The organism is Pseudomonadota bacterium (genome assembly GCA_022361155.1).
Lineage (GTDB): Bacteria > Myxococcota_A > Polyangia > Polyangiales > JAKSBK01 > JAKSBK01.
Genome location: JAKSBK010000245.1, coordinates 1 through 1,109 on the forward strand (window position 1 = coordinate 1; position 1,109 = coordinate 1,109).

General features: G+C 50.9%; 2 protein-coding genes. Both read left to right on the top strand.

What is annotated here, in order from left to right; translation table 11 throughout:
• Positions 1-449: hypothetical protein (locus MJD61_09190; protein ID MCG8555444.1), on the top strand; the 449-nt coding region annotated here is incomplete at its 5' end.
• A gap of 109 nt (positions 450-558) precedes the next feature.
• Positions 559-1,002 (top strand): rhodanese-like domain-containing protein, encoded by a 444-nt coding sequence (locus MJD61_09195; GenBank protein MCG8555445.1) that lies wholly within the window; start codon positions 559-561, stop codon positions 1,000-1,002.
• Positions 1,003-1,109 lie beyond the last annotated feature (107 nt).

The window sequence follows — 1,109 nt, forward strand, 5'->3', positions numbered from 1 at the left end:
TCACAGGTAGTAGCATAATTCATAAAAGGAAGGCTGGAATGACGGGCATTTCTAAAATGACAGTAATCTTTGTCATGATTTCGATGTTTACGGCTTGCACTGAGAGCGCCTCCCAAAAGCTTCTAGGCAAATGGTCGGGGGTAGACCGGAATGACAATCGTCAGGTGTTCATTTTTCATGGGAACGATACCGCCACTTGGATAATTGCAGAGACCGGCACTTTGAAGGTGCGCTACAGATTCGATCCCGGCTCGTCGCCCTTTCACCTGGACCTGATGGGATTCGTCGGTCCTCCGCTTGAAGATAAGACGTTGTTCGGAATCGCCGAGTTTGCGGATCCAAACAGCCTCAAGTTTGATTGCGAAGCGGGACCGTCGGGTGAGGATGGTGCGGATTTTCGGCCCGTCAGCTTTACAGATGATACGGTTGTGTACCGGAGAATAGATTAACCCGGAGGCACCTTCCTGTTGTAAAACCGGCGAGAAAAGGGCTTGAGAGTTTTCTTTCTGATTCTTAGATTCACCTACCACTGAAATCATACAAACGTGGAGGGCCGACATGCCCATAACACAGATCTCGCCCGAAGAAGCAAAAGCCTTGCTGGATGGAGACAACAGCCACATCTACATCGATGTCCGATCGGAGGGAGAATTCCAACAAGCTCACCCCACGGGTTCCTACAACGTGCCGGTGCAACACCTCAATATCGCCATTCAACAGTTGCAGGATAACGAGGAGTTCACGCAAGTCATGCAAGCGAATTTCCCCAAAGACGCCAAGCTGATTCTCTGCTGCGGTTCCGGTATTCGGTCACAGCGGGCCTGCGAGCTGCTTGAGCGGTGTGGATACGAATCGCTGTTTAATGTAGATGGTGGATTCAGCGGCGCCCGCGACATGTACGGTACCATCGCCAAAATGGGTTGGATGCAACTTGGGTATCCGGTGGACAATGGCAACGACGACGAGCGAGGTTACGAAACGCTGAAGGATAAGACTGCTTAGACCGCACACTTCACACTTCATGAACCACGCTACTTTACTTAAATTCGTTTCAGCAATCCTAGCGCACACGAAATCGCTGCGCCACCGGTTTTTCAAACGCCCCCAAA

Bases quoted from the DNA above. Each gene is read 5' to 3' on its own strand.
- MJD61_09195 (MCG8555445.1), top strand. From the start codon at position 559: ATGCCCATAACACAGATCTCGCCCGAAGAAGCAAAAGCCTTGCTGGAT.